The 23,776-nt window shown below is 69.4% G+C and carries 18 protein-coding genes; 2 read left to right on the top strand and 16 right to left on the bottom strand.

What is annotated here, in order from left to right:
• Positions 1-33 precede the first annotated feature (33 nt).
• The 8 genes from EJP67_RS09730 to EJP67_RS09695 form a co-directional block, all read right to left on the bottom strand.
• Positions 34-1,986, bottom strand: a complete 1,953-nt coding sequence (locus tag EJP67_RS09730) for an acyl-CoA synthetase (RefSeq protein WP_126021505.1) — start codon at positions 1,984-1,986, stop codon at positions 34-36.
• 43 nt (positions 1,987-2,029) lie between these two features.
• On the bottom strand, positions 2,030-3,016 hold the full coding sequence (locus EJP67_RS09725) for a Bug family tripartite tricarboxylate transporter substrate binding protein (protein WP_126021504.1): 987 nt from the start codon (positions 3,014-3,016) through the stop codon (positions 2,030-2,032).
• A gap of 45 nt (positions 3,017-3,061) precedes the next feature.
• Positions 3,062-4,270 (bottom strand): CaiB/BaiF CoA transferase family protein, encoded by a 1,209-nt coding sequence (locus EJP67_RS09720; RefSeq protein WP_126021503.1) that lies wholly within the window; start codon positions 4,268-4,270, stop codon positions 3,062-3,064.
• Between the two features lie 72 nt (positions 4,271-4,342).
• Positions 4,343-5,158: an oxepin-CoA hydrolase, alternative type gene (locus EJP67_RS09715; protein WP_126021502.1), complete on the bottom strand. Its 816-nt coding sequence runs from the start codon at positions 5,156-5,158 to the stop codon at positions 4,343-4,345.
• Entirely contained in the window at positions 5,155-6,309 is a 1,155-nt protein-coding gene (locus EJP67_RS09710) for an acyl-CoA dehydrogenase family protein (protein WP_126021501.1), read from the bottom strand. The genes EJP67_RS09715 and EJP67_RS09710 overlap by 4 nt, the downstream gene beginning before the upstream one ends.
• 12 nt (positions 6,310-6,321) lie before the next feature.
• Positions 6,322-7,530, bottom strand: a complete 1,209-nt coding sequence (locus EJP67_RS09705; protein WP_126021500.1) for an acyl-CoA dehydrogenase family protein — start codon at positions 7,528-7,530, stop codon at positions 6,322-6,324.
• Positions 7,531-7,543: 13 nt separating this feature from the next.
• Complete coding sequence (locus EJP67_RS09700) at positions 7,544-8,734, bottom strand: acetyl-CoA C-acyltransferase (RefSeq protein WP_126021499.1); 1,191 nt, start codon at positions 8,732-8,734, stop codon at positions 7,544-7,546.
• Positions 8,735-8,769: 35 nt separating this feature from the next.
• Positions 8,770-10,908 carry a 3-hydroxyacyl-CoA dehydrogenase NAD-binding domain-containing protein gene (locus EJP67_RS09695; RefSeq protein WP_126021498.1) on the bottom strand — a complete coding sequence of 713 codons (2,139 nt, stop codon included), beginning with the start codon at positions 10,906-10,908 and terminating at the stop codon, positions 8,770-8,772.
• 139 nt (positions 10,909-11,047) lie between these two features.
• Here EJP67_RS09695 and EJP67_RS09690 point away from each other — a divergent pair, with 139 nt between their 5' ends.
• On the top strand, positions 11,048-11,941 hold the full coding sequence (locus EJP67_RS09690) for a LysR family transcriptional regulator (RefSeq protein ID WP_126021497.1): 894 nt from the start codon (positions 11,048-11,050) through the stop codon (positions 11,939-11,941).
• Positions 11,942-11,947: 6 nt separating this feature from the next.
• Here the strand turns inward: EJP67_RS09690 and EJP67_RS09685 are convergent, their stop codons facing one another.
• The 8 genes from EJP67_RS09685 to EJP67_RS09650 all read right to left on the bottom strand — a co-directional run bounded on the left by EJP67_RS09685 (position 11,948) and on the right by EJP67_RS09650 (position 22,057).
• A complete protein-coding gene (locus tag EJP67_RS09685; protein ID WP_126021496.1) occupies positions 11,948-12,457 on the bottom strand; it encodes a hypothetical protein in 510 nt (169 codons plus the stop codon).
• A 20-nt stretch (positions 12,458-12,477) separates the two neighbouring features.
• The gene (locus EJP67_RS09680) at positions 12,478-13,980 is read right to left on the bottom strand and encodes a sensor domain-containing diguanylate cyclase (RefSeq protein ID WP_206169475.1); all 1,503 of its coding nucleotides are present in this window, start codon (positions 13,978-13,980) and stop codon (positions 12,478-12,480) included.
• Positions 13,981-14,066: 86 nt separating this feature from the next.
• Positions 14,067-14,669 (bottom strand): YbhB/YbcL family Raf kinase inhibitor-like protein, encoded by a 603-nt coding sequence (locus EJP67_RS09675; protein WP_126021495.1) that lies wholly within the window; start codon positions 14,667-14,669, stop codon positions 14,067-14,069.
• A gap of 42 nt (positions 14,670-14,711) precedes the next feature.
• Positions 14,712-15,086: a Rieske (2Fe-2S) protein gene (locus EJP67_RS09670; RefSeq protein ID WP_126021494.1), complete on the bottom strand. Its 375-nt coding sequence runs from the start codon at positions 15,084-15,086 to the stop codon at positions 14,712-14,714.
• Positions 15,087-15,109: 23 nt separating this feature from the next.
• Positions 15,110-16,501, bottom strand: coding sequence for a sigma-54-dependent transcriptional regulator (locus EJP67_RS09665; protein ID WP_126021493.1), 1,392 nt, complete (start codon positions 16,499-16,501; stop codon positions 15,110-15,112).
• Entirely contained in the window at positions 16,498-18,537 is a 2,040-nt protein-coding gene (locus EJP67_RS09660; protein WP_126021492.1) for a sensor histidine kinase, read from the bottom strand. The genes EJP67_RS09665 and EJP67_RS09660 overlap by 4 nt, the downstream gene beginning before the upstream one ends.
• Positions 18,538-18,659: 122 nt before the next feature.
• Entirely contained in the window at positions 18,660-19,661 is a 1,002-nt protein-coding gene (locus EJP67_RS09655) for a tripartite tricarboxylate transporter substrate-binding protein (protein ID WP_126021491.1), read from the bottom strand.
• 83 nt (positions 19,662-19,744) lie between these two features.
• Positions 19,745-22,057, bottom strand: a complete 2,313-nt coding sequence (locus tag EJP67_RS09650; RefSeq protein WP_206169474.1) for a DUF6351 family protein — start codon at positions 22,055-22,057, stop codon at positions 19,745-19,747.
• Positions 22,058-22,492: 435 nt separating this feature from the next.
• Between EJP67_RS09650 and EJP67_RS09640 the strand changes: the two genes are divergently transcribed.
• Entirely contained in the window at positions 22,493-23,755 is a 1,263-nt protein-coding gene (locus tag EJP67_RS09640) for a putative DNA modification/repair radical SAM protein (protein ID WP_126021489.1), read from the top strand.
• Positions 23,756-23,776 lie beyond the last annotated feature (21 nt).

Genomic DNA, 23,776 nt, shown 5'->3' with positions numbered 1-23,776 from the left:
GTTTCAAAAAATCGTCGGCTCGCCGTTACTCCGTCACTGCGTTGCGATGCGCGTCTTGAAGGGCAGGGGCTCCAGCGCCTTGTGCAGCTGCTCCTGCAGCGGCGCGGCCAGCGTGCCCGCCGCAGCGCCGTCGATCTGTACGACCACGAGGCTCTCGCCCTCGGTCTTCACCACGGGCCGTGCGGCCTCGGGCACGCCCAGCTCGGTGCAGGCTTCGGCGACGGCGGCGTTCACCACCTGCAGCGCGGCCATCGCGCGCAGCTCGGGCTTGTAGATCTTGCCGACGTTGGTCATCGGCATGGTCGCGATCACCGACACCCACTTGGGCCGTGCGGGCGCCTCGTCCACGCGCGCCGAGGTGAAGGCGAGCAGCTCTTCTTCGGTCGCCGAGGCGCCGGGCACCAGCGTCGCGAAGATCACGGGCAGTTCGCCCGCGTAGGCATCGGGCGCGCCCACTGCGGCGCACAGTTGCACGGCGGGGTGCGCGCCAAGCGCGTCCTCGATCGTCTTGGGGTCGATGTTGTGGCCGCTGCGGATGATGAGGTCCTTCGAGCGGCCGGTGAGGTTGAGCCGCTCCTCGTCGTCGATCCAGCCCAGGTCGCCGGTGGCGAGCCAGCCGTCGGCGGTGAAGGCCTTGGCGTTGTCGGCAGGGTCGACGAAGCCCGAGAACACGTTGGGCGACTTGAACAGCACCATGCCCTGCTGGCCGCGCGGCATCTCGCGGTCGGTCGCGTTGCCGTTCTCGTCGAGCGCCACCACGCGCATCTGCATGTAGGGCAGCCGAAAGCCCACGCAGCCCGCGGGCCCGTTCACGCCGGGCGGTGTGATGGTCGAGATGCCGGCCATCTCGGTCATGCCCAGGCTCTCGTGCACGTGCAGGCCGAACAGGCGCTCGAAGCGCGCGGCCAGCTCGGGCGCGAGCACGGCGGCGCCGGTGCGGCAGTAGGTGATCGACGAGATGTCCGCGCCGTCCAGCGGCACGTTGGCCAGCGCCGCGAGCACGGTGGGCACGGCCGACAGCGACGTGGGGCGGTACTTCGCCACCAGCTTCCAGTAGTTGGCCAGCACCTCCTTGTTGCGCAGCAGCGAGGGCGTTGGAATGATCACCTCCACGCCAGCCGACAGCGACGACAGCGACGCCGGCAGCACGCCCGCCACATGGAACAGCGGATAGCCGTTGATGGAGATGCCGTTCTCGTTCATGCCCGCGACCTGCACGCTGGCCCAGGCGGTGAACACCTGCGCGCCGTGGCTGTGGCGCGCCAGCTTGGGTGCGCCGGTGGTGCCCCCGGTGTGGAAGTAGGCGGCGATGTCCGAAGGCGCGATGTCGCGGCCGCTCACCAGGCGGTCGTCGGGCTGCGCGGCGCGCAGCACGTCGAATTCGGCCACTCCATCGGGCAGTGTGCCTGCCGCACCCGGCGCCTCGTCGTGCGGCGCCACGCGCAGCACGGTGGTTAGCGTGGGCACCTGGCCGCGCAGGCGCATCGCCTTCGACCACATGCCCGACTCCGCATCGGAGCCGTAGGCGATCAGCACCTTGGCGCGGCCGGCGGTCATCAGCGCGACCAGCTTCTCGTCGGTGAGCAGCGGGTTCAGCGGCTGCACGATGCCGGCGGCCTCGCCGCCCCAGAGCGCCAGGTGGTACTCCAGGCAGCCCGGCAGCAGCACGGCCACGGCGTCGTCCGGCCCCACGCCCAGCGTGTGCAGCATGTTTGCGGTCTGGTGGATGCGCGCGAGCAGCTCGGCATAAGACCAGCGGATCGGCTCGTCGGCCGGGTTGCCGGTGCGCAGGAAGGTCAGCGCGGTCTTGTCGCCGAAGGCATGGCCGGCGTTGCGGAAGATCTCGTAGGTGCTGCGCACCGTGAGCGCCTGTTCAAGCGGCGTTTCCTCGAGCTTGCGGATGTCGGCGAGGCTGCGAACGGGAAGGGCGGGGCGAAATGGCGCGCCGACCGGGGTGCTGTAGTTGTTCTCGTACTTCTGCGTCATGTCTTTGTCTCCTTGATGTCGTCGCCCTGCCGGCCCGGTGGTTCTACTGGTTCGTGATGTGGTTGTCGCGAATGACCTTGCCCCAGCGCTCGAAGTCCTCGCGCATGCGCACGCCCGTCTGCTCCGGCGTGCGGTAGGCCGCGAAGGTGCCGACGCTCTGCAGCTTGTCCTGCACTTCCTTGTCGGCCAGTGCCTTCTTCAGCTCGGCGCTCATGCGTTCGACGATGTCCTTGGGCGTGCCGGCCGGTGCCAGCAGGCCGCCCCACGAGGTGGCGTCGAAGCCGGGGAAGCCCTGTTCGGCCACCGTCTTCACGTCGGGCAGCAGGCTCACGCGCTGGCCGGAGCCGACCGCGATGGCGCGCAGCTTGCCGGCCTTGACGTGCGGCAGCACGCCCACGAGGTCGGAGAACATCGCGGGCACCTGGCCGCCGATCAGGTCGGTCACGGCCGGCGCGCTGCCGCGGTAGGGCACGTGCTGCATGTCGAACTTGCCGATGGTCTTGAGCTGCTCGGTCGTCAGGTGGCCGAAGCTGCCGGCGCCCGCGCTGGTGTAGTTGAGCTTGCCGCCCTCGGCTTTGGCCTTGGCGATCAGGCCCTGTACGCCGGTCACGTCGGGCAACGACTTAGGGTTGACCACCAGCACGATCGGCAGATCGTAAATGCTGCCCACGGGCGTGAAGTTCTTGAAGATGTCGTAGCCGGTGGGGCCGTAGAGGTGCGAGGCCAGAAGCGTCGGCGTGGCCAGCGTCACGAAGGTGTAGCCGTCGGCCGGCGCGCGCGCCGCGGTGGCCGCACCCACGGTGCCCGAGGCGCCGCTGCGGTTGTCGATCACGATGCTCTGGCCGAGCGAGGCCGACATCTTCTGCGCCACGATGCGCGAAGCCACGTCAGTGGGGCCGCCGGGCGGGAAGGGCACGATCAGCGTGATCGGCTTGGCGGGCCAGGCCTGGGCGAAGGCCGCGCCGGAGACGAGGGGCAGGGCGAGTGCGAGGAGCGCGCGGCGCAGGGGGCGGAAAGCGGGAGAGGCCATGGACTTCATTTCTTCAGGATTCGGTTCGTTCATTCATGCGTGCGTTCAGACGACGCCGCCGGCCTTCAGCGCGGCCAGCTTCTCGTCCGACAGCCCCAGCAGCGACTGCAGCACGTCGTGCGTGCCTTCGCCCAGCGTGGGCGGCGCGCTGCGCACCGGCAGGCGCTCGCCGTCGAAGCGGTAGGGCGGCGCGAGCACGTTGACCGTGCCGGCCACGGGGTGCGGCTGCGTGGTCACGAGGCCGGCCTCGGTGGCGCGCTTGGAGTTCAGCGCTTCGAGCAGGCCCAGCACCTCGCCGCAGGGGATGCCCGCGGCGGTGAGCTTCGCGAGCAGGTCGGCGCGCTGGCGCTTCGCCAGCTCGGCATGCAGCTCGGGCAGCAGCGCGGCGCGGTTGGCCGAGCGCAGGATGTTGGTCTTGAAGCGCTCGTCGGCCGCGAGGTCGGGCCGCTCGATCACCTCGGTGCAGAAGCGCGCGAACTGCGCGTTGTTGCCCACGGTGATGACCAGCGGGCCGTCGGCCGCGTCGAACACGCCGTAGGGAACGATCGACGGATGCGAGTTGCCGTAGCGCGGCGGGTCTTCGCCCATGAGCAGCGCTTCGAGGCCGTAGTAGGCGGTGATCATCAGGCCGCAGTCGAAGAGCGCCATCTCCACGTGCCGGCCCTTGCCGGTCTTCTCGCGCTGGTAGAGCGCGGCAAGAATGGCCTGCGCCGAGTACATGCCGGTGAACAGGTCGACGGCGGCCACGCCGAACTTCAGCGGCGGCTGGTTCGCCTCGCCGTTGAGCGCCATCAGGCCGGCCTCGCCCTGCACCACCAGGTCGTAGCCGGGGCGTGCGGCCTCGGGGCCGGTGCGGTCGTAGCCCGAGATCGAGCAGTAGACGAGGCGCGGGTTCTCCTTGCTGAGCTGCTCGTAGCCCAGGCCCAGCTTGTCGATGCCGCCGAACTTGAAGTTCTGGATCACCACGTCGCACTGCTTCGCGAGATCGCGCGCGAGCTGCTGGCCCTCGGGCGTCTGCAGGTCGAGCGTGACGGACCGCTTGTTGCGGTTCACGCTGTTGAAGTAGGCGGTCTCGGTCTTGCCGACGCGCAGGCCCCAGTCGCGGGTGTCGTCGCCGCGGCCCGGGTGCTCCACCTTGATGACTTCGGCGCCCATGTCGGCCAGCACCATGCCGCACCAGGGGCCCGCGAGGATGCGGGACAGATCGAGAACGCGCACGCCGGCAAGCGGCAGCGATGAATGGGGCAGAGGCATGAGATCAGTTCCCTGGAAACGAGAAAGCCCCGCACCGCGTGCGAGGCAGGAAGGCGGAGTTCGCAGCCCGCGTCAGGACGCGCTCGGCTTCTGGCGGCGCAGCGCCGCGAAGTCGGCCTTGCGCTTGCCGAGGAAGGCGCCGATGCCTTCGGCCGCCTCGGCATCCGCCTGCGACTCGACCATGAACACGGCCTCGGCGTCGAGCTGCTGTTCCAGCGTGACGCGGTGCGCCTGGCGGCACAGTGTCTTGATGCGGGCGCTGGCGCGCTGCGGCCCGTTCGCCACCTTGGCGGCGAGCGCGATGGCCTCGGCCAGCGCGGCGCCCTTGTCGGTGAGGCGGTTGACCGCGCCCAGGGCGTGCAGGCGCTCGGCCGGCATGCGGTCGCCGGTGAGGCACATCTCGGTGAGCACCTGGCGCGAGACGAACTCCGAGAGGAAGGCCGTGGCGCCGCCGTCGGGCGTGAGGCCGACCTTGACGTAGGCCACGGTGAAGAACGCGTCGCGCGCCGACACCAGCATGTCGCAGGCCAGCGCCATCGACAGGCCCGCGCCCGCGGCGCCGCCCTCGACGGCCGCGATCACCGGCTTGCTGCAGTCGCGCAGCGCGCGGATCAGGTTGTTGAGGCCTTCGAGGATCTGGCGGCGTTCCGATGCCGGCAGCTCGCGGCGCTTGGCCAGCAGGTTGAGGTCACCGCCCGAGCAGAAGAAGTCGCCCGCGCCGGTGAAGACGATGGCGCCGACCTCGGGGGCGTTCTGCGCGTCGGCCAGCGCGGCCGACAGCTCGGCGTACAGCGTCGGCGTGATCGCGTTGCGCGAGGCGGGGTTGCTGTTGGTGAGGATGCGGACCGCACCCTCCTGCGAGATCAGGATCGTCTTGTTGTCGCTCATTGCGCTACCTCCTTGCCTGCTTCTTTGCCCAAGGCGATGTAGCGCTGCAGGTGATGGTCTTCATCGCCCAGCTGGTGGTCGATCATCACGAGGCGCTTGGCGTAGTGGGGCAGCGGCAGCTCCCATGTCATGCCGATGCCGCCGTGCATCTGGATGCTCTCTTGCGCCACCAGCGCGCCGATGCGGCCGATGCTGAACTTGGCGGCCGACAGCGCGCGCTCGCGCGTCAGGCGGTCGCCGGTGTCGATGGCGGCTGCCGCGTTGATGACGGCCGAGCGGGCCTGTTCGATTTCGAGCAGCAGGTCGGCCATGCGGTGCTGCAGCGCCTGGAAGCTGCCGATCAGCGTGCCGAACTGCTTGCGCGTGCGCAGGTAGTCGAGCGTCGCGGTCTTGGAGGCTTCCATCGCGCCCAGCGCCTCGGCGCACAGCGCGAGCACGCCGCGGCCGATGGCGCGCTCCAGCGTGTCATGGCCCTGGCCTTCGGCGCCCAGCAGCGCGTCGGCGCCCAGCTTCACGCCGTCGAAGGAGAGTTCGGCGACGCGGCCGCCGTCGATGGCGGGGCAGCCGCGCACCGTGAGGCCGGCCGTCTTCGCGGGCACGAGAAAGAGCGAGATGCCCGCTTCGTCGTCCACGTTGCCCGAGGTGCGGGCCGAGACGAGGAACAGGTCGGCCTGCTCGCCTTGCGGCACGACAGCCTTGGTGCCGTGCAGCACCCAGCCGTCGCCATTGCGCTCGGCCTTGGTCTGCACGCGGGTGCGCTCATAGTGTGTGTCGGCCTCGTCGTGCGCGAAGGCCGCGACGATGGCGCCGTTGATGATGTCGCCGAGCTTTTCCTTCTGCGGGTCGCTGCCGGCGGCGCTGATCGCCTCGCCGACCATCACCGCGCCCAGCAGCGGCTCGACCACGAGGCCGCGGCCCAGCGCCTCGAAGACCACGGCGATGTCGAAGCCGCCGCCGCCGAAGCCGCCATCGGCCTCGCTGAAGAGGGCACCGATCACGCCCAGCTCTGCGAACTGCTGGAAGATTTCCTTGCTGAAGCCGTGCTCCGACTTCGCGATGCGGTCGCGCGCGTCGAAGGCGTACTGCTCGCTGATGAAGCGGTTCAGGCTGTCGGCGAGCATGCGCCGGTCTTCGGTGTGTTCGAAGTTCATTGCATGTCTCCTTTACAGGCCGAGGATCATCTTGGAGATGATGTTTTTCTGGATCTCATTGGAGCCGCCGAAGATGGACAGCTTGCGGTTGTTGAAGTAGCGCGAGGCGGCGGCCGATGCGTAATCGGGGCCGAAGGTCTCTCCGGTGTAGCCGTCCTTCAGTGCTTCCGCGATGAAGGGGCGGCCATAGACACCCATCGCGCGGCGGGCCAGAGAAGAAATCTCCTGGCGGATCTCGGTGCCGCGGATCTTCAGCATCGAGCTTTCAGCGCCCGGCACGCCGCCGCCTGCCACAGCCGCGATCACGCGCAGGTTGGTGGTCTTCATGTTCTCCAGGTCGATCTCCACCCGTGCCATGCGCGCGGCGAAGGCAGGGTCTTCCGCCAGCGGCTTGCCGTTCTTGGTCTGCGTGGCCGCGATGCCCTTGAGCTGTTCGAGCGCGGCCACCGAGAAGCCCACGCCCGCGATGTTGGTGCGCTCGTAGGTCAGCAGGTACTTGGCGCAGGTCCAGCCCTTGTTCTCCTCGCCCACGAGGTTTTCGGCGGGCACGCGCACGTCGGAGAAGAACACCTCGTTGACCTCGTGCTCGCCGTCGAGCGTGATGATCGGGCGCACTTCCACGCCGGGCAAGGTCATGTCGATCAGCAGGAAGCTGATGCCTTCCTGCTTCTTCGCCTCGCGGTTGGTGCGCACCAGGCAGAAGATCATGTTGGCGTGCTGGCCCAGCGTGGTCCAGGTCTTCTGGCCGTTCACGATGAAGTGGTCACCCTGCGCGTCGATGCCGCGCACGGCGGTGGTCTTCACCGCAGCAAGGTCGGAGCCCGCGCCGGGTTCCGAATAGCCCTGGCACCACCAGTCGGCGCCATTGAGGATGCGTGGCAGCCAGTGCTTCTTCTGCGCCTCGTTGCCGTACTTGATGAGCACCGGGCCGAGCATGTTCACGCCGAAGGGCACGATGCGCGGCGCGAAGGCCAGTGCGCATTCGTTCTCGAAGATGAACTTCTCCACCGCCGTCCAGCCCGGGCCGCCGTACTGCTCGGGCCAGTGGTTGGCGAGCCAGCCGCGCTCGTTGAGGATGGCGTGCCATTCCTGCATGTCGGCCTTCTCGAGGATCTTGCCGCTGCGCACTTTCTCGGACAGCCGCACCGGCAGCTTCGCGGCCAGGAAGGCGCGCACCTCGCTGCGGAAGGCTTCTTCTTCGGGGGTGAAGTTCAGGTCCATCGCTGGCTCCTCTTCAGTAGATTTCAAAGAGACCGGCGGCGCCCATGCCGCCGGCGATGCACATCGTGACCACCGCGTACTTCGCGCCGCGGCGCTTGCCTTCGATGAGCACGTGGCCAGCCAGGCGCGCGCCGGTCATGCCGAAGGGGTGGCCGATGGAGATCGCGCCGCCGTTCACGTTGAGCAGCTCCGTGGGAATGCCCAGCTTGTCCTGGCAGTAGATCGACTGCGAGGCGAAGGCCTCGTTGAGCTCCCACAGGCCGATGTCCTGCACCTTGAGGCCGTGGCGCGCGAGCAGCTTGGGCACCGCGAACACCGGGCCGATGCCCATCTCGTCGGGCTCGCAGCCGGCCACCGCGAGGCCGCGGAAGGCGCCCAGCGGCTTGATGTTGGCGCGCTCGGCTTCCTTTGCCTCCATCAGCACGCAGGCCGATGCGCCGTCCGACAGCTGCGAGGCGTTGCCGGCGGTGATGAACTTGTCCTCGCCCATCACGGGCTTGAGCTTGGCCAGCGCCTCGTAGGTGGTGCCGCGGCGGTTGCAGTTGTCTTCGGTGGCGGTCACTTCGCGGTAGGTGACTTCCTTCGTCTCCTTGTCGGTGACGGCCATGGTGGTGGTGCAGGCGACGATCTCGTCCTTGTAGCGGCCGGCGATCTGCGCTTCTTCGGTGCGGCGCTGGCTCTCTGCCGAGAAGCGGTCCTGCGCCTCGCGGCTGATGTTGTAGCGCTTGGCGACGATGTCGGCGGTCTCGATCATCGCCATGTACAGCTCGGGCTTGTGCTCGACGATCCACGGGTCCATGCCGCTGTCGCCGCTGTCGGTGGCGCTGCGGCTGCGGATCTGCGAGATGCTTTCGACGCCGCCCGCGATCATGGCCGGCGCGCCGTCCACCACGATGCGGCCCGCGGCCATGGCGATGGCCTGCAGGCCCGAGGCGCAGAAGCGGTTGACCGTGGTGCCGGCGATGGAGATCGGCAGGCCCGCGCGGATGATGGCCTGGCGCGCGATGTTGCGGCCGGTGGTGCCCTCGGGGTAACCGCAGCCGAGGATGGCGTCCTCGATCTGCGCCGCATCGAGGCCCGAGCGCTCCACCGCCGCCTTCACGGCGAAGGCCGCCAGCGTGGGGCCGGGGGTGATGTTGAATTCGCCGCGGTGCGCCTTGGTGAGCGGGGTGCGGGCGGTGGAAACGATGACGGCTTCACGCATGGGGGTGTCTCCTGGACGGCTGGCTCTGTCTGTGATTACTCGGATTGGTTGAGGCTCGCGAAGTCGGCGCCGCGCTCGACCAGCTGCACCAGCAGCGGCGAGGGCTTCCAGAAGACCGGGTCTTCCTTCGCGAACTCCTGGATGTCCGCCAGCACCTTGGGCAGGCCCACGGTGTCGGCGTACTTCATCGGGCCGCCGCGGTGGCGCGGGAAGCCGTAGCCGTAGAGGAAGGTCACGTCCACGTCGAGCGGGCGCAGCGCGATGCGCTGCAGCACGACGTTGGCGCCCTCGTTGATCATCGCGGCCATGTAGCGGCGCATGATTTCTTCTTCCGTGAAGGCGCGCGGCTTGATGCCGGCGCGCTCGCGCTCGGCGTCGATGGTGGCCAGCACCTCGGGGTCGGGCTGGCCGGTGCGGGCACCTTCGGGGTAGAGGTAGTAGCCGCGCTGCGTCTTCTGGCCGAACCAGCCGCGCTCGCAGATGCGGTCGGCGATCTGCACGTAGCGCGCCTTCGGGTCGCGCGTGGCGGCCTTGCGCTTGCGCGTGGCCCAGCCGATGTCGCCGCCCGCGAGGTCCGACACCTGGAAGGGGCCCATCGGGTAGCCGAAGTTGCGCACGGCGGCGTCGATGTCGTAGGGCGATGCGCCGTCTTCCATCATGTGGTCGGCGGCCTGGCGGTACACGGCGAGGATGCGGTTGCCGATGAAGCCGTCGCATACGCCGGCGCGCACCGGCACCTTCTTGAGCTTCTTCGCGAGCTCGAAGCCGGTGGCGACCACGTCGGCGCTCACCTTGGCGGGCACCACGATCTCCAGCAGCTTCATGATGTTGGCGGGCGAGAAGAAGTGCAGGCCCACCACGTCCTGCGGGCGCGAGATGCTGGCGGCGATCTCGTCGATGTCGAGGTACGAGGTGTTGGTGGCCAGCACCGCGCCGCGCTTGCACACGCGGTCGAGCTCGGCGAACACGGCCTTCTTCACGGCCATGTCCTCGAACACGGCTTCCACCACGATGTCGACGTTGGCGAGCGCGTCGTAGCTGGTGGAGCCCGAGAAGCGCGCCATGACGCTGCCCTTGGCCTCGGGCGTCATGCGGCCCTTGGCGATGAGGCCGTCGTACACCTTCTCGACGTTGGCGCGGCCGCGCGCGAGCTGCGTGTCGTCGCGCTCGATCATGGTGACGGGCATGCCCGCGTCGAGCATCGCCACCGCAATGCCCGCGCCCATGGTGCCGCCGCCGACGATGCCGGCCGACTCCAGCGCGCGCGGGCTGGCCGACTTGGTCTCGGGCGCCTTCAGCACTTCGCGCTCGGCGAAGAAGGCGTGGATCAGGCCGGCGCGCTGCGGGCTGTCGATGCACTGCAGGAACAGCTTGCGCTCCAGCGCCATGCCTTCGTCGAAGGGCAGCGTGAGCGCGGCTTCGACGGCCTCGACGATCTTCATCGGCGAGAACAGGCCGCGGCTCTTCTTCGCGGTGTCGGCGCGCGCGGCTTCGAGGGCGGCGCGGGCGGCTTCCTTGTCGGCCAGCGCGCCGGCGTCGCGGGTGCGGCGCACGGGGGCGTTGGCGGCGATCAGTTCATTCGCGTAGGCGAGGCCTTCGGCGCGCGCGTCGGCTTCGGTGGCGAGGCGGTCGACGAGGCCGAGCGACAGCGCTTCCTTCGCGCCCGCATGGCGGCCGCTGAGCATGAGTTCGATGGCGGGCTTCACGCCGATGAGGCGCGGCGCGCGCTGCGTGCCGCCCGAGCCGGGCAGGAGGCCCAGCGCCACTTCGGGCAGGCCCAGCTTGGCGGTCGGCGAGGCGATGCGGTAGTGCGCCGACAGGGCCACTTCCAGCCCACCGCCGAGCGCGGCGCCGTGGATGGCCGCGACCACCGGCTTGGTGCAGTTCTCGATCTTCAGGCAGGCCTCGGGCAGCGAGGGCGGCTGCGGCGTCTTGCCGAACTCGCGGATGTCGGCACCCGCGATGAAGTTGCGGCCCGCGCCGACGATCAGCACCGCCTTGGCCGCGCCGTCGGCCTCGGCCGCGTCGATGGCGGCCACGAGGCCGCGGCGCACGTCCACGCCCAGGGCGTTGACGGGCGGGTTGTCGATGGTCACCACGAACACGTCGCCTTGACGCTCGAAGGTGACGGGACCGGTGGACGTGGAGGGGCTGGAGGTGTCGTTGGTGGCCATGTGCTGCTTGTCTCTCGCGTTGCGGACCGTGCGGGTCCGAGGCTCTGGGATGAACCAAGCATTCTTGGCCGGTATCCCTGCTTTGACAATTGCATAGCCGGTTGACAGACTGTCAAAGCATTTTTGACACAATCGGCCCATGGACCTCCAGTCGCTCACCCTGTTGGTGGAAATCCTCGACGCCGGCAACCTGAGCGCGGCCGCGCGGCGGCTCAAGATGACCCGCGCCAACGTCAGCTACCACCTGAACCAGCTCGAGCGCTCGGTGGGCGCGCAGCTCGTGCGGCGCACCACCCGGCGCGCCGAGCCGACCGAGATCGGCCTGCGCCTGTACCAGCACGGCATCGCCATCCAGGCCGAGCTGCTGGCGGCGCGTGAATCCGTCACCACGCTGGGCCAGGGCCTGCAGGGCCGCGTGCGGCTGAGCGTGCCCAGCGGCTACGGACAGCTGGTCATGGCCGACTGGCTGATCGACTTCAAGCGCCAGTACCCCGGCATCGTGCTCGACGTGGTGTTCGAGAACCGCATCGAGGACCTGCTGCGCGACGAAGTCGACATCGCCATCCGCGTGATTCCCGAGCCCCCGCAGAACCTGGTGGCGCGCGCGATGGGGCCGGTGCGCTACGTGGCCTGCGCTTCCACCGAATACGCCGCGAAGAACCCGCTGCCGGTGCAGCTCGACGCGCTGCAGGGCGCGCCGGTGGTCACGGCCGCCGTCATCGGCCGGCAGCTGCGCGTGTCGGCCTACCAGGGAGAGACACGCAGGGAGGTGATCCTGGAGCCGACGCTGATCTCCGAGAACTTCCTGTTCCTGCGCCAGGCCATCCTCGCCGGCCTGGGCATCGGCCTCGTGCCCGACTACGTGGTGCAGGAAGACGTGCGCCGCGGCGACGTGGTGACCACGCTCGACGACTGGCGCCTCTCGATCTTCGGCACGCAGATGTTCATGCTCTACATGCCCAACCGCCAGCACACGCGGGCGATCCGGACCTTCATCGATTTCGTGCTGGAGCGGGTGAGGGGGGCGGAGTGAAGGACTTCAGAGGAGCTTGGCCTCGATCTTCGACTTGAGCTTGTGCCCGGCCGTCTGCACCAGTTTCAGCATTCGCTGCTGGTTCGCAGGTGCTCCCAAGCCGAGTTGCACCCGCCAACTGCCGAGCAGCGAGAAGTACTCGTTCCAGCTCATCCGTTCCACGACACGAAGGAGCGTCCGGCTTTGTCCACTTTTCATGTTGTAGACCCGCGCACTGATGCGGACCTTCGGTCGCCAGACGATGGGAAAAGCAAGATCGCCGCCCGAGAAGTCGCCCCATCCGCCACGACTATGGCCTTCGACGGCCACATCGATCGCAACGTCCTGATCGCCCGGCACAGACACATTGGCAGCGGGCGGGTAAGCGAAGACGTCCTTCAATTCGGCGGCGAGCCGGTTGTCTGGCGTTTTACCGAAGAAGCCGCCTTCCAGATGACGCAGGAAGTCCTTGCGTGGCAGGACTCGCACCTCGCTGAGATGCAGCTTTACAGGGTGTTTGCGGAAGAAGGGAAGCACGGCGAATTTGCAGGACTTGGCTACGAGGCTCGCCGGTCGGCCTGTGTGGTCTGGTAATACCGCGACTTGTCCTCGTACATCGCCCGGTCGGCCCGCTGCAGCGCGGCTTCCAGTGGCTCGTCGCCGTGGCAGGTCGCGAGGCCGATGGCCAGGCTCAGCGCGTGGCCGCTCTGGCCGGCGTGGAACTGGTTGTTCATTTCCAGCAGCGTGAGGATGCGCTCGCGCATCGCTTCGGCGCCGCGTTCGTCGGTCATGGGCAGCAGCACCGCGAACTCGTCGCCGCCGATGCGCGCGGGCCAGGCGGGCAGGTCGACGGCCTTGTCGAGCACCTCGCCCATGCGGCGCAGCAGGGTGTCGCCGGCGGCGTGGCCTTCCTGGTCGTTGACCTGCTTCAGGCCGTTGAGGTCGATGGCCACGATCGACACCGGCCACGGGCCCTTGCGCGAGAGGCGGTTGAGCTCCTCGGTGTAGTAGGTGCGGTTGCACAGCTGCGTGAGCACGTCGTGCTTGCCGAGGTATTCGAGATACGCCTCGGCCTTCTTGCGCGCGGTGATGTCGACCAGCGAGACCAGCACCAGGTCCCAGGTGTCGAGCCGGTCGTCCTGCACCGCGAACTGCATGTGGATGTTGAGCACTTCGCCCGACAGCGAGTAGTTGAGCACTTCGCGGTGCTGCACGGTCTTGCCGTTCCAGAGGTCCTGCAGCTGCTCGGCGAATGATTCGCGCATCTCGTCGCGGAAGATGCGCGGCAGGTTGCCCAGCAGCGTCTGCAGGTCGGGCGCGCCGAACATGCGCAGCGTTTCGTGGTTGACGTCGATGACGCGGATCTCCTGCATGCAGCGCGTGACGAAGTCGGGGTGCACCTTAATGAAGGTGGCGAAGTCGGTGATGCCGCGCGAGCGCAGCGTCTCCATCAGCGAGCGCACCGCGCTGAAGTCTTCCACCCACAGCGACACCGGCGAGCGGTCGAACAGGCTGCGCGCGTACATCGCGCTCTCGTCGCGCAGGCGCTGCGCGGCCACGCGCTCGGTGACGTCGTCGAGCGCCACGAGCACGCGGCTCCAGCTGTCTTCGTAGCCCGGCAGCACGCGGGCGCGCACGCGCACGTCGAGCCGGCGGCCGTCGAGCGCGTAGTTGACCGTTTCGCTCTCGAAGCTGAGCTGGCCGCGCCAGAGCTGGTCGAGCTCGTGCACCACGGTGGCCGACATGTCGCCGCGGAACACGCGGTCGAGCGCGCCCAGCAGGGTCTGCTCGCTGTCGGCGCCGAAGAGCTTCAGCGTGTGCTGGTTGACCCGCAGCACCTTCAGCAGCGCCATGCAGTCGCTGATCCGCTGCGGTTCGGCCTGCAGGTGCGCCACCAGGTCGGTGATGCCCTCGGCGCGCCAGCCATCGAGCTTGCGCTTGAGGTCGCCGTAGTCCTCGATCCAGAGGGAGACCGGCGCCAGGTCGAACATGGCGTCGAGGTCGCCGGCGGCGGAAGGCGAAACCGGCGTGGAGCCGGAGGTGGCGGCGGGCAGGGCCATCGATGAAGCTTTCGTGGAAGCGGCTGCAGCCAATGCTGGCGGGCTGGCGTGAGGAGGTCTTAATTATTAACTGCGGCCAACCCGGCTCAGCGGCTGTAGAGGCCCACCACGCTCTGGCCGCCGAGCGCACGGCCCTTGAGCGCGGCCAGCAGCGCGTCGCGGCCCAGGCCGGCGGGCAGGCTGCCCGGCGCGAGCTCGGTGGCGATCACTGTCATGACGTAGTGGTGCGGCCGGTCGCCCGCCGGCGGGCACATGCCGCGGTAGGAGGGCGTGCCGGCCACGTTCGGGCCCATGGTGAAGTCGAAGTTCGAACCCGCGGCCCCTTCGCCCGCCTTGAGCTCGCCGCGCTCGGCCGCGATGTTGTAGGCCACCCAGTGCGAAACGCCCAGGCCGGCCGCCCCGTCCGGGTCGAACACCAGCACCGCGACCGACTTCGTCTTGGCCGGCAGGTTGCTCCAGGCCACCGGCGGCGAGATGTTCTTGCCGCCGCAGTCGCCAACGCCCGCGTGCTCGGCCGGAATCGTGCCGCCGTCCGCGAAGGCGCTGGAGCTGACCTTCATGCCCGTGGAGCCCTTGCCCACCGGCGAGGACATGCCCGCGCAGCCCGCCAGCAGGCCGGCCAGCGCGAGCGCCGCGGCCGGCAGGGCCGCATGCGGGAGAGTGCGAAATCGGGTGTTGCAGTTGCGCATGTCGTTGCTCCTGGATGGTTGTTGTCTTGTCCTGGCTTGCTTTCAGCCGCCCGCGCCGGGCCAAACGCTGCCGTCGGCCTTCTCGTGCACGGCCACCGGCGTGAGCCGCGCGCCCCGGCACGGGCCGCCGACGCACTTGCCGGTGTCGGGCTCGAAGATGGCGCCGTGCCGCGCGCACATCAGGAAGCGGCCTGAACTCTCCAGCACCTGGCCCTCGAAGTCGAGCGGCCCGCCGGCATGCGGGCACTGGTTGAGGTAGGCGTGCACCGCGCCCTGCCAGCGCACCGCGAAGGCCGGTACGCCCTCGGGGGTGTTGAACCTGGCGGCCAGGCCGCCTTCGGCGAGGCTCGTGGCCAGCGGCAGGGCCGATGCGGCGGATGGATCAGGCTGTGGGGCGGTCGTGGCGGCTTCGGTCATCTGACCGCGAGCCTAGCCAAGGTTCAGGCGCTGCGCAACGCGCGCCGTGGCGGGGCAGGGGCCATCGTCTCGTCGGACGGGGCCGCGTCCAGTGGGCCGAGCCGTCGCATCTTGTCGTACAGCGTCTTGCGCGGCACGCCCAGGCGTTCGGCCGCGGCGGCGGCGCTGCCGTTGCAGGCCTCCAGCGCCTCGCGGATCAGGTAGCGCTCGAACTGCGCCATCTGCTCGTCGAGCGAGCGCGGTTCCTGCGCGAGGCTGCGGAAGCCCTCTTCGCCGTCCCACAGCCCGAGCACGAAGCGGTCGGCGATGTTGCGCAGCTCGCGCACGTTGCCGGGCCAGGCATGCGCCATCAGCGCCTGCAGGTGGCGCGGCGCGACGGCGGGCTGCTCGCGCCCGTGGCGCAGCGCCGCCTGCATCGCGAAGTGGGTGAACAGCAGCGGGATGTCCTCGCGCCGCTCGCGCAGCGGCGGCAGGTGCAGCACCACCACGCTGAGGCGGTAGTAGAGGTCGTCGCGGAACTTCTGCGCCTGCGCGGCCTGCAGCAGGTCGGCCTTGGTGGCGGCGACCACGCGGCTGTCCATCGGGCGCAGCTCGTTGGAGCCCAGCCGCTCGAACTGCCGCTCCTGCAGGGCGCGCAGCATCTTGACCTGCAGGGTCATCGGCATGGTCTCGATCTCGTCGAGGAACAGCGTGCCGCCGCGCGCATGTTCGATCTTGCCGATGCGCCTGCGCGCCGCGCCGGTGAAGGCGCCGGCCTCGTGGCCGAACATCTCGCTCTCGAACAGCGCCTCGGGCATGCCGCCGCAGTTGATGGCCGCGAAGTTGCCCTCGCGCCGGCGCCCGCAGTCGTGCAGGCAGCGCGCCACCAGCTCCTTGCCGGTGCCGGTCTCGCCGAGGATCAGCACGTCGGCGTCGGAGCTGGCCACGTCCAGCACCAGCCGGCGAAGCCGCTGCATGGCAGAGGAGCGCCCGATCAGCCGCGCCTCGATCGACTCGTAGCCCGCAAGCTTGCGGCGCAACTGGTCGACCTCGAGGCTCAGCGCGCGCTTCTCCAGCGCCCGCTGGACCACTTCGGTGAGCTGGTCGGGCGAGAAGGGTTTCTCCAGGAAATCGTAGGCGCCCAGGCGCATGGCCTGCACCGCCATGGTGATGTCGCCGTGGCCGGTGACGAGGATGACGGGCAGCGTCGGGTCGATCTGCAGCGCTCGCGACAGCAGCGCCAGCCCGTCCATGCCGGGCAGCCTCACGTCGGTGACCAGTACGCCGCCGAAGCCCGGCGCCACGCGCGGCAGCACCTGCTCGGCCGAGCCGAAGCCCGTCACGCGCAGCCCCGCCAGCTGCAGCGCCTGCGTGCTGCCCAGCCGCACGGCCGGGTCGTCCTCGACGAAGAGAACCTCGAGTTCGTGTTCAGTCATGAAATGTTCCCCGCATTGCGTGTGCCGCCATCGCGCAGCGTGACCACGAAGGCCGCGCCGCCGAGTTCGCCCTCGCCGGCGCGCAGCAGCCCGCCGAAGTCGCGCACGATGCCGGCCGAGATGGCCAGCCCCAGGCCCAGGCCCAGGCCCTGTTCCTTGGTGGTGAAGAAGGGCTCGAAGAGGCGCGGCATCACCTCGGGCGCGATGCCGGTGCCGTTGTCGTGCACCTCCAGCGCCACGCCCTCGGCGCTGCGGCGCGCCACGATGCGCACGCGGCGCGGGCTGGCACCGGCGGCCGCGACCGCGTCGAAGGCGTTGACCAGCAGGTTCACCAGCACCTGCTCGAGCCGGTTGCCCTCGCAGCGCGCGAAGAGGCCCGGTTCGATGAACTGCTCGAGCTCGATGCGCTCCTGGCGGATGCGCTGGCCCAGCAGGAAGAGCGCATCGGCGATCACGTCGGCCAGCGCCACCGACTGCAGCTCCACCGCCGAGCGGCGCGCGAATTTCTTGAGTTGCGCGGTGATCTGGCCCATGCGGTCGGTCAGCTCGCAGATGGTGCGCAGGTTCAGGTCGACCTGCTCGGACTGCCCGCGCTCCAGGAACACCACCGCGTTGGCCGAGAGCGTGCGCAGCGCGGCCAGCGGCTGGTTGAGCTCGTGCGTGATGCCGGCCGACATCTGGCCCAGCACGGCCATCTTGCCGGTCTGCACCAGGTCGTCGAGCGTGTTCTTCAGCATCTCCTCGGCGCGCTTGCGCTCGGCGATCTCGGTCTGCAGGTGCTGGTTGGCCTCGCTCAGCGCCTCGGTGCGCAGCTCGACCTTGTGCTCCAGCTCGTCGTAGGCGCCCTGCAGCGCCTCGCGCGCTGCCAGCCGCTGGTGCACGATGCGCCGGCGCTGCTGCAGGTACATCACCAGCAGCGTGAGAAACACCAGCGCGAACATCGTGGCCAGCGCGCTGGTGCGGGCGAGCGCGTGCGCCGGCTTCATGTCCGACAGCATGATGAGCTTCCAGTCGGTGCCGTCGACCGGGCGGCTGTCGAGCAGGTAGTCGGGGCCGAAAGGCGTGGCGCCGGGGCGCTGCGGCGCCTCCTCGTTCGCGCGCAGCTGCACTACGGTGCCTTCGCCGCCCGACAGCGGCCGGTGCTCGCGCATGTCGATGGGCGTGAGCGCGCCGGCCTCGGTGTACTGGCGCGTCTGCGCGAGCTGCCGGAGCGTCTCGCTCGACAGCGGGCGCAGCGCGCGGAATTTCCAGCCGGGGTCGGACGAGAGGAACACCACGCCGTTGCCGTCGATGGCGAACACGCGGTCGGCCGAATGCGACCAGGCCGCGTCGAGCTTGTCGAGGTTGACCTTCACCGTCGCCACGCCCAGCCGGCGCGCGCCGTCGATGATGCCGAAGGAGAAGTAGTAGCCCGGCTCGCGGCTGACCGTGCCGATGCCGTAGAAGCGCCCCGGCACGCCGCGCAGCGCGTCCTGGAAGTAGGGGCGGTAGGAGAAGTTCATGTCCACGAAGCTGCCCGGCTGGTTCCAGTTGCTGGCGGCCAGCGTGAGGCCGGTCTCGTCCATCACGTAGATGGCCGAGGCCTGGGCGTGCGCGTTGACGGTCTCGAGGTAGACGTTGGCGTCCAGCTGCTGGCCTGCGTCGCGGGGCTTGCGCAGCAGGTCGAGCACGTCGGGGCTCAGCGACACCACCTGCGGCAGGTATTCGTAGCGGCTGAGCTCGCTGCGCAGGCTGGTGGCGTAGATGTCGAGCCGGTGCAGCGTGCCCTGCTGCAGCGAGCGGATGCCCGCGCGCTCGCCCAGCAGGTAGGCCAGCGCGCCGCCGGCCGCGATGAGGCACAGCCACACGCAGACGGCGGCCCACAGGCGCCAGCGTGCGAGAGGCGGCGCCCCAGCCGCGAGGGTGGGGGCGTCGCCGTGGAAGCGCGCCAGCACGGCCTTGTCGCGCAGGTCGTCGGGCGATCCGGCAAAGCCGGCCCGGTAAGGCGCGGAAAGCTTCAGCACGGCGCGGCCGGCCGATAGGAGCAGTGACGACACGGGAGCGGGAAGCGGGAGTCCGCCGTCGGGCAGCAAAGGGCCCTGATGGTATGCAGCACTCCCTGCCGCGCCGAGGCGGAATTACCCTCGCTGTCGCCGATGCGTCGCACCATGTGCGTGCCTCAGTCGGCGTACACGCCGGCAGCCTTGATGACCGGGCCGAAGCGCGCCACCTCCTGCTGCACGAACTTCCTGTGCTCGGCCGGCTCGACGCGCCGGTCGGCCACCACCACCGCGCCCAGGCCTTCCTCCTTCCTGATGAAGTCGGGGTCCTTCAGCGCGACCTTGAGCGCGTCGTTGAGCTTCCTGAGCACCGGCGCGGGCGTGCCCTTGGGCGCGTAAAGGCCGTGCCAGATGGTCACCTGGAAGTTCTTCAGCCCCGACTCGTCCAGCGTGGGCAGGTCCTTCAAGGCGGGCGTGCCCAGCCGCTTGAGCGTGGTCACGCCGTAGGCCTTGACCTTCCTGGCCTCGATCTGCGAAGTGGTGTTGGTGGTCTGGTCGCACAGCAGGTCGATCTGCCCGCCGAGCAGGTCGGCAATGGCGGGGGCAGTGCCCTTGTAGGGCACGGTGGTCATCTCGGCCTTGAGCTCGCTTTGCAGCAGCAGCCCGCACAGGTGCGAGGCCGAGCCGATGCCCGCGTTGCCGAGGTTGGTCTTGCCGGGGTTCTTCGCGATCCACTCGCGCAGTTCCTTGAAACTGCCGGCCTCCAGCTGGGGCTTGCCGATGACGGTCATGGGCACGTCGTTGATCATGCCCAGGTACTCGAAGTCGGTCTCGTAGTCGTAGGGCAGCTTGCGGTAGAGCACCGGCGTGGTGGCCATGCCCACGTGGGTGAGCAGCAGCGTGTAGCCGTCGGGCCTGGCGCGCGCCACCTTGGCGTTGCCGATGGTGCTGCCGGCACCGGCGGCGTTGTCGATCACGATGCTGGTGCCGTCCAGCGGCTTGCGCATGGCCTCGGCCAGGTCGCGCGCCACCCGGTCGGTGGGGCCGCCGGCCGCGAAGGGCACGACGATGGTGATGGGCTTGCCGGCGGGAAAGTCCTGCGCGTGCGCGCCGGTGGCTGCAGCGAGGCCGAAGGCCAGCGTCAGGGCGAAATGGAAGGCGGACACGGGGGTCTTCTTCATGGATGCTTTCAAGGTTCACTCCAGGGGAAAAGGCGGGCGGGCCTGCATGTGCGGTCGCGCGTGCAGGCCGCCCGCGGCTTGGCTTACAGGAAGCTCGACATCAGCTTCTTCGTGATGTCGAAAAGCAGGTTCACGGGCGACGGCCCGAACGACAGCCAGGTGCCGGCGAGCGGCTGCTGGCCGACGCCGGGCTTGGTCCAGTCGCACACGCCCTCGGGGAAGGCGGCGCTCAGGCGCGCCCATTGCGTAGGGTTGAAGCTCACGCTGTAGTCCGACGGGTTTAGCGGCTTCAGCTGGCACTTGGCGATGTCGTCGGTGAGCGGGCCGCCCGCTGCCATGCGCGGCGTGGTGCCGGCCGGGTAGAAGGTGTTGCACGCGCCGGTGCCGAAGGCGGTCTGCTCCTCGGTGTACTTCAGGCCCGCGTTCCAGCAGGCGTCCTGCAGGTCGGCCGGGCGGTTGGCGGCGATCTTCCGAGCCTTGGTGCGCTCGGAGGTGTCGGCCTTCACCGCGCTGAGCCACTTCACCATCTCGTCGAAGGCGGCCGCGCTGCCGCCGCCCATGGTCCACATCACGTGGTTGTCGATGTTGCCGTTGGCGCGGCGCAGGCGCTCGCGCATCGAGAACGAGTGGATCTTGGTGTGGATGTCGCCGCCGGTGGCGCCGTCGTTGTAGTCGCGCAGGTCGATGATGGCGGTGGAGGCGAGCCCGCCCGCGCCGTTGACGATGCGGCCCGACTGGTAGGCCCGGCGCAGCGCGTCGGTGTCGCCCACGGTGCGCGCGGCGGTGCGCTTCATGTCGCGGTCGACTCCGCCCACGCGCTCGTTCAGGTCGAGGAACTTCTCGATGCCGAGCTTGCCCTCGTTGAGCGCGTTCAGGCCGTACTGGATGCCCACGTTGTCGATCGGGCGCAGCGCGAAGCCCTCGGCCTCGGTCTTGCCGTAGACGTTCACCGTGTGGTCGAACACCGTCGCGCGTGCGCCCGTGGGGTTGGTCAGCGCGTTGTAGCGCTGCTCGGTGGGCACGCCTGCGGGGAACGAAACAGTGGGGTCCAGGCGACCCGCGCTGTTGCTCATGTTGGGGATGTTGCCGATCTGCAGGTAGCCCGAGATCGCCTGCTTCTCGGCCGTGGTGTAGGCCAGCGCCGCGGTGGCAGGGTCGTTGAAGTAGTTGTTGAGCACGCGCGAGTCGTGCAGCTTGAAGATGGTGGAGGAGGTGACGTCGGCGAACACCTGGCTCACCACCACGCCGTCGAAGAGGCCGGGGTAGTTGTCGCTGGTCTGGTGGCTCTGGTAGGAGCCGCCCGAGCCGCCGGTGCCGATGGTGTGGGCGGGCACGCCGAAGTTCTCGATGAAGCGCTCCTTCACCATCGCGATGGTTTCCGAGGAAAGCTGGTCGTTGCAGTTGGTGCCGAAGACGTTGAGCGTGGAGGTGGTCACGGCGAAGCCGCGGCTCTGGTAGGTCGGGTTGATGAGCGTGGCGAAGTCGTTGCCCTGCTGGAACCAGCCGCCCTGGCAGCCGCCGCCCAGCGGGTAGAGCAGCGTGCCGTTCCAGCCGGCCGGGCGCGAGGTGGGCGAGGGCGCGGGCTCGTTGAGCACGTCGTGCAGGATCGCCGACTGGTACAGCCCGCGGTTGATGGTGCCGCTTTCCAGCCGCACCACGTAAGGCACCTGCTTGCCGTTGATGGTGAGCCAGGCCATGTTGGCCGGGTAGGTGGTGATCGATTCCGGCACGAAGCGCACGTTGCTGCCGGCGGTGGTGCGGTAGTAGTAGTCGACGCGCGTCTCCACCGAGCACTTGCCGTCGTCCAGCGGCTTGAGCACCTGGCCGCCCATGCGGGTGAAGGTGGCGTAGCCGCACACGAAGGGCTCCTCGTGCGGGCCGGAGATCACCGGGCCGGTGATCGGGTAGGCCGTCAGCTGCAGCTTCGCGCTGTAGCCGCCGTAGCTCGCGACCAGCTCGTTGGAGCCCAGCTTGAGCCCCGTGACCTTGCCCATCAGGCGGCCGCTGGCGGGGTCGCGCGAGAACGCCGCCGTCACGTCCCGCCCGTCGACCGACACCGCGAGGCCGCCGTCGGCCTTCTCGCGCAGCAGCTCCAGCTCGACCAGCGCGTCGTCGCCGGTCACCAGCTGCGGCGACGAGGACAGCACGCCGATGCGCAGCGTGGCATCGACCGGCGGCGGGTTGCCGGGGCCGGACGGGTCGGTGGGCGTGGTGCCGCCACCTCCTCCCCCGCCACCGCCTCCGCCTCCGCCGGCCGCGGGCGGAATGAAGCTGAAGCCGCCTCCACCTCCGCCGCTGCCGCCGCCGCAGGCGGTGAGCGCCAGCACGGCCAGCAGCGTGCCGATGCGCACGGGGGGCGGGCGAAGGCGGGTGCTCTTCTTCTGGGTTCTGATCATCTTCTCTGTCTCCGTTGTGGTTCTGGTTGAACAAGCGATAGGGGAAAAGCGGCTCCCCCTGGCCGGCACGGCCATGCGGCGGCGCGACCCGGCGCGGGCCGGATCGAAGCGCGACGCGCGGCGCGTCAGTGCGAGGTGGTGAGTGGGAGGCCGGCCGGCGGTGGCGGCGCGGCGGCGAGTGCGGGCAGGTCGGTCATTGGCGTGTCTCCATCCTCTGTCGGGTGTGCCGCATGGATAGCAACGCATGTGCCACGCAGGCCGTCAAACCCAAGTGACTGATTCCATTGGAGTTTTTTCGGAAGACCTGCGGTTTTCCCGCAAATCGGCGGCTGAAAAACCAGCCATCGCCGGCGTCGCGCGGCCGGAAAACCGCACGCCAGGGGCAGGACACAATCAGCTTAAAACTGTATATTCATACAGTATCCGACCGACCCCATGGAAATCCAGCGCAAACTCGCCATCCTGGCCGACGCCGCCAAGTACGACGCCTCCTGCGCGTCGAGCGGCTCCCAGCCGCGCGACTCGCTCGGCGGGCGCGGCATCGGCTCCACCGAGGGCGCCGGCATCTGCCACAGCTATGCGCCCGACGGCCGCTGCATCTCGCTGCTGAAGGTGCTGCTGACCAACCACTGCCAGTACGACTGCCTCTACTGCGTGAACCGCGCATCGAGCAACGTGCCGCGGGCGCGCTTCCGGGTCGAGGAGGTGGTGCAGCTCACGCTCGACTTCTACCGGCGCAATTGCATCGAGGGCCTGTTCCTCTCCAGCGGCATCGTCAAGTCGCCCGACCACACGATGGAGCAGGTGGTCGAGGTCGCGCGCCAGCTGCGCGAGGAGCACGACTTCCGCGGCTACATCCACCTCAAGACCATTCCCGACGCCAGCGACGAACTGCTGGCGCGCGCCGGCCGCTATGCCGACCGGCTCAGCATCAACGTCGAGCTGCCCACCGCCGAGGGCCTGCGCGCGCTGGCGCCCGAGAAGGACGAGAGCGCCATCCGCCGCTCGATGGCGCGGCTGCGGCTTCGCATCGACGACACCCGCGAGGAGACGCGCCGCGTGGTGCCGATCCGTGCGCTGCCGGGCGCCGCGCCGGCCGCCGCGAAGCCGCCGCCCTTCGCGCCCGCCGGCCAGAGCACGCAGATGATCGTGGGCGCCGATGCCACCGACGACCGGCACATCCTGGCCTCCAGCGCCACGCTCTACGGCGCCTACAAGCTGCGGCGCGTGTACTACTCGGCCTTCAGCCCCATTCCCGACGCGGCCCGCGCGCTGCCGCTGGCCGCGCCGCCGCTGATGCGCGAGCACCGGCTCTACCAGGCCGACTGGCTCATGCGCTTCTACGGCTTCGAGCACCAGGAGATCGTGGCCTCGCCCGACGGCCTGCTGCGGCTGGACGTCGACCCCAAGCTGGCCTGGGCGCTGGCGCATGCGGAGCGCTTCCCGGTCGACCTGAACCACGCCCCGCGCGAGATGCTGCTGCGCGTGCCCGGCCTCGGGGTGAAGGCCGTGGAGCGGCTGCTGCAGGCGCGGCGCGTTCGACGGGTGCGTGCCGACGACCTGCGGCGCCTGCACGTGCCGGCGCGCAAGGTTCTGCCCTTCGTGGTGGCGGACGGGCACCGGCCGGCGGCCAACGCGATGGCGATGTCCGGCTCTGCTGCCGCGGCGGCAAAGCCGGCGCAGGCGGCGCTGTTCTGAGGGCGCCAGCCTGGCATCGGC

The organism is Variovorax guangxiensis, assembly GCF_003952165.1.
In the GTDB taxonomy this organism is placed as follows: domain Bacteria; phylum Pseudomonadota; class Gammaproteobacteria; order Burkholderiales; family Burkholderiaceae_C; genus Variovorax; species Variovorax guangxiensis.
Note: the sequence above shows the minus strand (reverse complement) of the source record. Positions and strands in the feature narration are given on the sequence as shown.

Bases quoted from the DNA above. Each gene is read 5' to 3' on its own strand.
- EJP67_RS09730 (WP_126021505.1), bottom strand. From the start codon at position 1,986: ATGACGCAGAAGTACGAGAACAACTACAGCACCCCGGTCGGCGCGCCA.
- EJP67_RS09725 (WP_126021504.1), bottom strand. From the start codon at position 3,016: ATGGCCTCTCCCGCTTTCCGCCCCCTGCGCCGCGCGCTCCTCGCACTC.
- EJP67_RS09720 (WP_126021503.1), bottom strand. From the start codon at position 4,270: ATGCCTCTGCCCCATTCATCGCTGCCGCTTGCCGGCGTGCGCGTTCTC.
- EJP67_RS09715 (WP_126021502.1), bottom strand. From the start codon at position 5,158: ATGAGCGACAACAAGACGATCCTGATCTCGCAGGAGGGTGCGGTCCGC.
- EJP67_RS09710 (WP_126021501.1), bottom strand. From the start codon at position 6,309: ATGAACTTCGAACACACCGAAGACCGGCGCATGCTCGCCGACAGCCTG.
- EJP67_RS09705 (WP_126021500.1), bottom strand. From the start codon at position 7,530: ATGGACCTGAACTTCACCCCCGAAGAAGAAGCCTTCCGCAGCGAGGTG.
- EJP67_RS09700 (WP_126021499.1), bottom strand. From the start codon at position 8,734: ATGCGTGAAGCCGTCATCGTTTCCACCGCCCGCACCCCGCTCACCAAG.
- EJP67_RS09695 (WP_126021498.1), bottom strand. From the start codon at position 10,908: ATGGCCACCAACGACACCTCCAGCCCCTCCACGTCCACCGGTCCCGTC.
- EJP67_RS09690 (WP_126021497.1), top strand. From the start codon at position 11,048: ATGGACCTCCAGTCGCTCACCCTGTTGGTGGAAATCCTCGACGCCGGC.
- EJP67_RS09680 (WP_206169475.1), bottom strand. From the start codon at position 13,980: ATGGCCCTGCCCGCCGCCACCTCCGGCTCCACGCCGGTTTCGCCTTCC.
- EJP67_RS09675 (WP_126021495.1), bottom strand. From the start codon at position 14,669: ATGCGCAACTGCAACACCCGATTTCGCACTCTCCCGCATGCGGCCCTG.
- EJP67_RS09670 (WP_126021494.1), bottom strand. From the start codon at position 15,086: ATGACCGAAGCCGCCACGACCGCCCCACAGCCTGATCCATCCGCCGCA.
- EJP67_RS09665 (WP_126021493.1), bottom strand. From the start codon at position 16,501: ATGACTGAACACGAACTCGAGGTTCTCTTCGTCGAGGACGACCCGGCC.
- EJP67_RS09655 (WP_126021491.1), bottom strand. From the start codon at position 19,661: ATGAAGAAGACCCCCGTGTCCGCCTTCCATTTCGCCCTGACGCTGGCC.
- EJP67_RS09650 (WP_206169474.1), bottom strand. From the start codon at position 22,057: ATGATCAGAACCCAGAAGAAGAGCACCCGCCTTCGCCCGCCCCCCGTG.
- EJP67_RS09640 (WP_126021489.1), top strand. From the start codon at position 22,493: ATGGAAATCCAGCGCAAACTCGCCATCCTGGCCGACGCCGCCAAGTAC.